The organism is Mycobacterium sp. (genome assembly GCF_049280035.1).
Taxonomy (GTDB): Bacteria; Actinomycetota; Actinomycetes; order Mycobacteriales; family Mycobacteriaceae; genus Mycobacterium.
Window position 1 is genome coordinate 1 of record NZ_JBAPPI010000474.1, and the last position, 8612, is coordinate 8612.

The window sequence follows — 8612 nt, forward strand, 5'->3', positions numbered from 1 at the left end:
GCGGCACTGCGACGGTGTCGGCGACTCGGGTATAGAACGCGTGCTCGGCCCGGTATCCCAGCGCGACCCGCTCGCGCACCTCCGCGAGTTGGGATGGCAACTTCGCGATGAACGACCGTGGCAATTCCGACGGCCGTGCGTAGGCCGGGGTGATGCGGTAGGTGGCACCGGTTTGCCCGGTGCCGATCGGGTCCACGCGGACCGACGAAATCTCTTCCTTCAGCGCGGATCCCAGCCAAGTCGCGGTGATTTCTGCGGGGCCCATGGGAAGTGCCGAGGTCATGACGCAGTCCTTTTCCGTACTCGCCGTGGGCTACGCGCTGACCGCATCAGGGCCATTCCCTGGACGAGCCATTGAACGGTGGTGGCGAACACGCGCGGGTCGTCCCACTGTCCCGGCGCTGCGACATCGGACAGCGTCATGCTCAGCGTGACGTGGGCAAGGATTCCGCCCGCCCGTATCGCTTGGCTGGGTGTGAATCCGTTTCGCTCGAGCACCGCCATCAACTGGCCGATATAGTCGACGACGACATCGCGGTCAGCGGTGGTCATCAGCTTGCACAAGTCGGGATGATCGAGCAGCTCCGCGCGTAGCGCCATACACCACGACTCGACGGCGACCTCCCACGCGGCGTCGGCGGAAAACGCAAGCTCCAGCTGCGCGAACGCCCGCGCGACCACTCCACGAACCAAGACTTCGTGGGCACCGACCTGCTGATAGAGCGTCTTGTTCGAACACCGTACGCGCGCGGCGAGATTGCGGACCGTCAGCCCAGCAGCGCCCTCTTCGGCCAGCAAGCGCAGCGCCTCGTCGAAGATGGCGTCAGCGCTCAACAGTGGCTTCGGCACGGCTTGATCTGCTCCTCACCCCGGCATTGCCGATCGTAAGAAAACTATGTTACCTTACTTGGGGAAACGATGTTACCTTAATGCGTTGCGGAAGGGAACAGTGACTGCAGCTGTGCGATCTCCCCGCGAAGTGGTCGAGGCATATAACCTCGTCGCCTGGAACAATCGGGACCTGGCGCTGGCAGAAGAACTGTTTGCAGACAAGGTCGTCCGTCACGACGTGGGTGAAGCGCGAACACTTACTCGCTCGCAAGCGGTACAACGCATCGCCGACACGTGGGAGGTGTTCACCACCTTACGGTTTGACCTCAATCTTGTTATCGGCGGCGACGATGACGAACACGTCGCGATCGTTTACCAGGCCACGATGACACTCAACGACGGCACCGAGACCAGCGTCGGCAGTATCGAAATCTTCCGCGTTGTCGACGGCCGCATCGTCGAGGTCTACAACTTCGGCTACAAGGAAGGTGTGTGGCAATGACACCCACGCACGACGAGCTCGGGTTCTACCTGCTGGGTGGCGCAGCGAACGATGGTCCAGCAGCGTTGGTTCAGGAGGCCCGACGCGGCGAAGAACTCGGCTTCGGCACCGCGTTCATCTCGGAACGATGGAACGTCAAAGAGGCCTCATCGCTGGTCGGTGCTGCCTGCGCGGTGACTACCCGGATGAACGTCGCCACCGCGGCCACCAACTGCAATACCCGCCACCCGCTGATCACCGCGTCATGGGCTACCACGATGCACCGCCTATCCGGTGGCCGGTTCACCCTCGGCATCGGCCGCGGGGTCTCGGCCATCTACTCCGCCTTCAACATTCCTGACGTCACCACTGCACACATGCAGGACTGGGCTCAGGTGATGCGCCGCCTCTGGCGCGGCGAAGCCATCCTCAACCACGACGGACCAATGGGCCGCTACCCCGTGCTGTTCCTCGACGCCGACTTCAACGAAGACATCAAGCTGGCATTGGTGGCGTTCGGACCGAAGACCCTCGCGCTTGGTGGCCGCGTCTTCGACGACGTCATCTTGCACACCTACTTCCCGCCCGAGACGTTGCAACGCTGCGCCGCAACAGTCAAAGAGGCGGCAGAGCAAGCCGGCCGCGACCCTGACTCCGTGCGGGTCTGGTCGTGTCTGGCCACGGTTGGTGACCATCTGCCCGAAGCGCTTCGTCTCCGCAAAACGGTCGGACGCCTCGCCACCTATCTCCAGGGCTACGGCGAGTTGATGGTCCGGACTAACGATTGGGATCCCGCTGCTCTGCAACGCTTTCGCAGCGATCCGGTGGTCGCCTCGATTGCGGGCGCCATCGACGGCAAGGCCACTGCTTCGCAGCTCGAACACATTGCCACTGTGTTGCCGGAAGAATGGCTGGCGGCGGCGGCAACAGGTTCACCCACGCAGTGCGTGACGCGTATCCGCCAAGAGCTGACCCACGGCGCGGACCGAGTCATCCTGCACGGCGCCACCCCCGACGAGCTGCAACCCATAATCGACCAATACGGCCGCACCGGTCAATAGCGCCGAGAATCGTTGGGCGGCACGCACATACTCTCAGCTGTCAGCCTCAGGTGTCCAGATGCGAGTGGACTCGGAGCGGCCCCGCAGCAGGGTGTCGCCATGTGCGACCCAGTGCTGTCGCTCGGCCGCATCGGCACGATCTATCGCCGCGGCTGAACACACGATCCGTCGGTCCAACGCTTTTGCGAAATCGGCCAGCCGCGCGGCCTCGTTGACCGCATCGCCGACGACGGTGTATTCATAGCGGTTTTCGGCGCCAATGTTCCCGGCGAATACGGGACCGGCCGAAACGCCTATCCCGAAGTCGACGCCGGGCAGCCTACGCAATTGGCTGCGCAGGTTGCGAGCGGTCGCCATTGCCGCCGACGCCGCGCCAGCCGCGGGCAACGGCGCCCCAAAGACCGCCAGCGCGGCGTCTCCTTGGAACTTGTTGATCAAGCCATTTCGCTCGTCGACGGCGCTGACGACAATCTGGAAGAAGTCGTTGAGTACCTCAGCGACCTCTTGCGGCGACCGGTTGGCCGCCAATGTCGTCGAGCCCACCAGGTCGATGAAAAGGATTGCCGCCTCGGTTACATCGCCCGACAGCGAAGTGCCCTCTTCGATGGCGCGGCTGGCCACATCCGCCCCGACGTGACGGCCGAACAGATCTCGTAGTCGGTCGCGTTCGGCGATCCCGGCAACCATCCGATTGAATCCGCTTTGCAGACGCCCGATTTCAGAGCGCTCGTAGACTCCGACGAACGTGTCGATTCGGCCCTGTTCGACCTGTGCCATCGCGTCGACGACCTCTCGCACCGGGTCCGAAATCGACCGCGATGTCAGGATCATCGTGGGCAGTCCCAGGAGCACCGCGGCAAGAGTGACCACCAGGATGGGCATCTCCACCGACGCCGTCTTCTGGATGATCCAACCGTTCGAACGAATGACGATCAAAGCCGCGATCGCCACGCAGGGCAGCCCACAGCCCATCAACCACATGCCCACAAGTCGAGTAAGCACGCGTGGGGCTATCACGACACCTTCAGAGCCTTGGGTCGCGGCGACCAGAATCGGGCGAAGCGAGTGCTGGGTGAGCAAAAGGCTCAGGCCTGCTGCCGCACTGCCGCCGAATACGACCGCGAGCAGGGTTGCCACTGCAAGCGTCATACCGCCATCGAGGTTCAGCGCGAGGAAAATCACGCCGCTTGCGGCCCACGTTGCCGCCAAGATCAGCGACTGTCGCCTGACCAGTCTGGTCACTGCCCGTCGTTGATGCGGATTGGGTTGGTCGCCGCGGACAAACCACCGCAGCACCGGAGCCAGAATCGTGGCCCCGCCTACCGCGACGCCGATGGCTCCCAGCACAACCAGGATCACCGCGGTGATCATGTTTTTCGCACCGAAGTAGGCATACGCGCCGATGGCCGTTTGGCCGTGTAGCGGTATCACGATCGCAGCGGCATCGCCGACCGCCAGCAGGTGGGCACCCGCGAGACCGGCCGCGTAGCGCATCGACAATCTGCGCGCGCTCGTTCGGCGCGCTTCGGTTCCGGTGGCCGAATCGTTGCCACTGCCGGTGTGCGCACGCCAACGCGCCTTGGTCACGGAAACAACGTAGCCGAGCGGCGACACCGATTGCGCTATGCGCGCGGCGGTCTACCCGGCGGGATAACCCACGGACTTGATCTCGGTGTACTGGTCGAATCCGGCAACACCGTTCTGGCGTCCCACCCCGCTGTCCTTGTAACCGCCGAAAGGTGTGTCGGCGCCATACGGGGCGCCGCCGTTGACGCCCATGAAGCCGGCCTTGATTCGGCGGGCCACCGCCAGCGAATGCTCCAGCGAACCCGACATCACGTTGCCGGCCAACCCGTACACGCTGTCGTTGGCGATCCGGATCGCGTCTTCCTCGTCGTCGAAGGGGATGACAGACAGCACCGGACCGAAGATCTCCTCCTGGGCGATCGTCATCGAGTTGTCGACATCGGTGAAAAGCGTTGGCCTGACGAAGAATCCCTTGTCGAAGCCGGTGGGCGCGTCGGGGCCGCCGACCAGGGCCGTGGCGCCCTCTTCGACGCCCCTCCTGATGTAGCCCATCACCCGGTCACGCTGCTTCTCCGAGATCACCGGACCACACAACGTTCCCGGATCCTGCGGGTCGCCGCAGGTGACGTTCTCGTAGATGCTCTTCAGAATCGCCACCCCCTCCTCGTAGCGCGACCGCGGCAGCAGCATCCGGGTGGGGTTGGCGCAACCCTGGCCGGCGTGCATGCACGGCGCGATGCCGATCGCGCAGGCCAGCCCGAAGTCGGCGTCCTCCAAAACGATGGTGGCGGACTTGCCGCCGAGCTCCAGGAACAGCCGCTTCATGGTCGCCGCGCCCTTTTCCATGATCCGCTTGCCGACCACCGTCGAACCGGTGAACGAGATCAGGTCGACCTTCGGCGACAGCGTGAGCTCCTCGCCCACAAAGTGATCCGATGCGGTCACCACATTGACGACACCGGCCGGAATATCGGTCTTTTCAGCGATCAGCCGACCCAGCCGAGTCGCATTGAACGGCGTGTTGGGCGCCGGCTTGAGCACGACCGTGTTGCCGGTCCCCAATGCCTGGCCGAGCTTGTTGAGGGTGACCTCGAAGGGGAAGTTCCACGGCACTATCGCGCCGACCACCCCCACCGGCTCCCGCCAGACCTTGATGGACGTGTTCGCGCCGGTGAGACTGATCACCCTGTCGCCGAGGTCGGTTTCCCACGCGTACTCGTCGATCAGCCTGGCCGGGTACTTCAGTCCGTCGGCCAGCGGGGCGTCTAGTTGCGGGCCGAACGTGATGGCGCGAGGAGAGCCGACTTCAATGATGAGCTCCTCACGTAGCTCCTCCTTCTCGGCCTCTATCGCGTCGTGCAGCTGCAACAGACAGCGCTTGCGCAGCTCGCGGTTGGTCGACCAGTCGGTCTCGTCGAAAGCCCGGCGGGCCGCGTCGATGGCGCGGTGCATGTCCTCCTTCGAGGCGTCGGCGACTTCCCCGATCGGCTCCTCGGTGGCCGGATTGATGTTGGTGAACGTGCCGGCCTGGCCGTCGACGAGCTTGCCGTCGATCATCATCTTCGGCTCGAAGCGGACCTTTACAGCCTCAGTCATGTCTGTCACTCTCTTTTGACTCGTTGGCGGGGCGTCCCGCAGGCGCTGGTTACCCTACGGAGAGCCTTACTGGAAACTAGCCGATTGACAAGGTGCAACCTCTGCGGGGTGTCTTACTGGGGATCGAAGAGCACCGGCAGCGACGTCGGCGACCGGAAAACTTGCCCGCGGATGTGCGGGTCTTTTCCGTCGGGGTCCAGCTGCAGATTCGGCAGCCGGTCCAGCAGAAGATTGACGGCCGTGCGCATTTCGAGCCGGGCCAGATGCATGCCCAGGCAGACATGCACGCCGTGCCCCCAGCCCAGATTTGCCTTGGCTTGTCGGTGAATGTTGAAGGTGTCGGGGTCCGGGTAGCGATCCTCTTGCCGGTTCGCCGAACCCAGCATCGGCATCACCGTCGCCCCGGCCGGGATCGGCACCCCGCCGAGTTCGGTGTCGCGGGTCGTGACCCGGGTGATGGTCAGCAACGGTGGTTCCCACCGCACGCCCTCTTCGATCGCCTGCGGCACCAGCGAGCGGTCGGCGCGGATCGCGTCCAATTGCGCCGGATCCGACAAGAGACCGAAGAGCAGGCTGCCCAGAGACCGGTAGGTCGTCTCGACGCCTGCGGGGAGCAGTAGCCGCAGGAACGAGAAGATCTCTTCGTCCGCGAGCTTTTCCCCGTCGATCTCGGCCGCACCGAGCGCGCTGATCAGGTCGTCCTTCGGCTCGGCGCGGCGGGCATCGAGGATGGGGGCGAAGTAGTCGCACAGGGCAGCCGATGCCGCAAGCCCGCGTTCCGGGTTCATTAGCCAACTCAGCAGCGAAATCGACCACCGCTGGAACTGTGGGTAATCCTTTTCCGGCAAGCCCAGCAGGCCCGCGATGATCTGGCTCGGATAGTCGAAGGTGAACTCCTTCACCAGATCTGCCTTGCCATTCGGTGCAAAGTTGTCGATCAGGCTATTTGCCACGCGGCCGACCAACTCGTCCTGCCAGCGCGCCAATGACTTCTGCGTGAACGCCTTCGACACCAATGAACGCAGCCGGCCGTGGATGGGCTCGTCCATGCCGAGCATCACGCCTTCACCCAGGACCGGGCCGAACGCGGCGATCACGGCCGCCGACGAAAACGTCTCGTTGTCGCGCAGCATCTGCTGCACATCCTCGTGGCGATACACGATGAACATGGGAAGCGACTCCTCATGCGGAAGCGCCCCGGACGTCTCGAGTCGCTGGACCGGCTCCTCGCGGCGCAGCCGTGCCAGTTCGGTGTACGGGTCTCGCACGTCACCGGAGATCGCGTCGTCGAACGACCCGAAATCCTCGAGGTCGTCAAAAAGCTGTTCCATTACTACCCCTTATTTCCCTTGCGGCGCTTCGCCGCCATCGACGCCAAGCGCTGCAGCACCGGCTGCGGAAGAATGCGTGCGGCAAGTGCCATGGCGCGCTGACTCACCGTCAGTGGCCAGGCTCCGCCACGCATCGAACCCTGTCGGGGTATGCCGAGCACGACCCGCGACATGTGGTGCATGCCGGAGGACGGGAGAATCCTGTTGAAAGTCAACAGCATCGAGGCGTCCGGGCCCACGCCGCGGCGGCGGAACGGCCCTCGGTCGTCTAGCGCCTTGAGTAGTCCGTCGGTGAACCGCTCAGGTGGCCTGGCGAAACTCACCGCGAAGCGCCCGCGGGTGTTCATCGTGTTATGCAGCCGGGCGTAGGGGCCCTCGAAATTGCGATCATCGGTGGTGCCGGCGTCGGTGATGATTTCGGTGTCATAGGTGCCGGCGACCAAAACGGTGACACCGAGACCGAAAGGCGCGATCTCGCACGCCATCGACTCACCCCACCGCTCCAACGCTCCCTTCGCCGCCGAGTACGGCGCGGTGCCCGGCTGGCCGCGCACCCCGGCCGCGCTGGACACCAACACGATGCGCCCCTCGCCCGCTGCCCGCATCGACGGCAGCAGAGCCTGGGTCAGTGCGACGGGACCCAGGACGCTGGTGGCGAACATCCGCTGCCACAGCGCCATATCGGTCTCCTCGACCATTCCGGCGGCGGAGATTCCGGCGTTGTGCACAAGCGCATAGGGCGTGCCGACGACTTCTTCGATTGCCTTGGCCGCCGTGGCGACCGACGCGGTGTCGGTAAGGTCGAGCTGCACGCCGATGAGCCGGTCGTCGATTTCAGCGGCCCCAGTCGCCTGTCGGAGCAGCGGAATCCCGCGGTCGGGTGTCCGCATGGCCGCGACCACCCGCCACCCCTCGCGATACAGGCGCACGGTCGATGCGAACCCCAGCCCGCGGGACGCACCGGTGATGACAACGGTGCGCGGCTCAACCATTCGACCTCGCGGGTTCGCAGGCGCCTTGGCCCGGCTGAGGCGGGTCGACGTGCGGCCGTCCGTTCGGCTCCCCGCTCGCCCACGTTGACCAGATGCCGACCGAGTACGGGCCTTGTGCGCCCGCCTTCTCGTAAAAGCCCTGTGGGTCATAGACTTTGGCTTCCGGGTAAGGCCACGGGCAGGCGACGGAGGTCGCCGCTTTGCTGATCTTGATGGCGGCGAACCATGCGCCGTAGGCGAAGTAGGAGACGTTGATGATGGCGAACATCACCAGGAACGTGCCCAGCACAGGGCGACTTGGGAAGATCTTCGCTTTGGCGGCAAGCTTCTCGGCCACCGACTTCCCGGTGTCGTCGCGGTAGCAGAGGATCGCCGCCGGCACCATAACGAAGGTCACCGAGAACGACTCCCAGATCAGTGGGAATTGGAAGGTCGTGCCGGTGAACACCGAGCCCCACGGAATCACCTGCGAGTAGATGTACATGCCCCAGTGGATGAGAATGTTCTCCAGGAAAGCATCGAAAACAAAGCCGATCACCAGGGCGAAAAGGCCCAGGCTGACCAGCGGGTGGCGCGACACGAACGACGTAGGCCCGTATCTAGCCTGCAGCTTCCGCAGAATCCAGACCGCTGGGAAGTAAGGCCCGAAATAGAACATCACATAACCGAATACGACGAATGGTTCGACGGACGGCGACAATGACACCAGCGGCCACGACTCCGGCCAGTGGACGAGGTCGGGGTTGTAGACCGCGAACGGCGACCAGTTCATGATCGGGTCCTGCCACACGAT

The 8612-nt window shown here is 64.2% G+C and carries 8 protein-coding genes and 1 pseudogene; 2 read left to right on the forward strand and 7 right to left on the reverse strand.

The annotated features are described in order from the left end of the window. Both WAN71_RS15550 and WAN71_RS15555 read right to left on the reverse strand, forming a co-directional pair. Window positions 1-283, reverse strand: a pseudogene (locus tag WAN71_RS15550) (aminoglycoside phosphotransferase); the annotation flags it as partial. Further along, complete coding sequence (locus WAN71_RS15555; protein WP_422226188.1) at window positions 280-849, reverse strand: TetR family transcriptional regulator; 570 nt, start codon at window positions 847-849, stop codon at window positions 280-282. The pseudogene WAN71_RS15550 and the gene WAN71_RS15555, both read right to left, overlap by 4 nt. Window positions 850-949: 100 nt before the next feature. Between WAN71_RS15555 and WAN71_RS15560 the strand changes: the two genes are divergently transcribed. Then, window positions 950-1333 (forward strand): nuclear transport factor 2 family protein, encoded by a 384-nt coding sequence (locus tag WAN71_RS15560; RefSeq protein ID WP_422226189.1) that lies wholly within the window; start codon window positions 950-952, stop codon window positions 1331-1333. Then, a complete protein-coding gene (locus WAN71_RS15565; RefSeq protein ID WP_422226190.1) occupies window positions 1330-2373 on the forward strand; it encodes a TIGR03857 family LLM class F420-dependent oxidoreductase in 1044 nt (347 codons plus the stop codon). Before WAN71_RS15560 ends, WAN71_RS15565 begins: the two co-directional genes overlap by 4 nt. A 33-nt stretch (window positions 2374-2406) precedes the next feature. Here the strand turns inward: WAN71_RS15565 and WAN71_RS15570 are convergent, their stop codons facing one another. The 5 genes from WAN71_RS15570 to WAN71_RS15590 form a co-directional block, all read right to left on the reverse strand. After that, window positions 2407-3867 carry an adenylate/guanylate cyclase domain-containing protein gene (locus tag WAN71_RS15570; RefSeq protein ID WP_422226195.1) on the reverse strand — a complete coding sequence of 487 codons (1461 nt, stop codon included), beginning with the start codon at window positions 3865-3867 and terminating at the stop codon, window positions 2407-2409. A gap of 144 nt (window positions 3868-4011) precedes the next feature. After that, window positions 4012-5496: an aldehyde dehydrogenase family protein gene (locus tag WAN71_RS15575; RefSeq protein WP_422226191.1), complete on the reverse strand. Its 1485-nt coding sequence runs from the start codon at window positions 5494-5496 to the stop codon at window positions 4012-4014. A 113-nt stretch (window positions 5497-5609) separates the two neighbouring features. Continuing rightward, on the reverse strand, window positions 5610-6827 hold the full coding sequence (locus WAN71_RS15580) for a cytochrome P450 (RefSeq protein WP_422226192.1): 1218 nt from the start codon (window positions 6825-6827) through the stop codon (window positions 5610-5612). A 2-nt stretch (window positions 6828-6829) separates the two neighbouring features. Then, window positions 6830-7819 carry an SDR family oxidoreductase gene (locus tag WAN71_RS15585; RefSeq protein ID WP_422226193.1) on the reverse strand — a complete coding sequence of 330 codons (990 nt, stop codon included), beginning with the start codon at window positions 7817-7819 and terminating at the stop codon, window positions 6830-6832. Beyond that, window positions 7812-8612: spirocyclase AveC family protein (locus WAN71_RS15590; RefSeq protein WP_422226194.1), on the reverse strand; the 801-nt coding region annotated here is incomplete at its 5' end. The genes WAN71_RS15590 and WAN71_RS15585, both read right to left, overlap by 8 nt.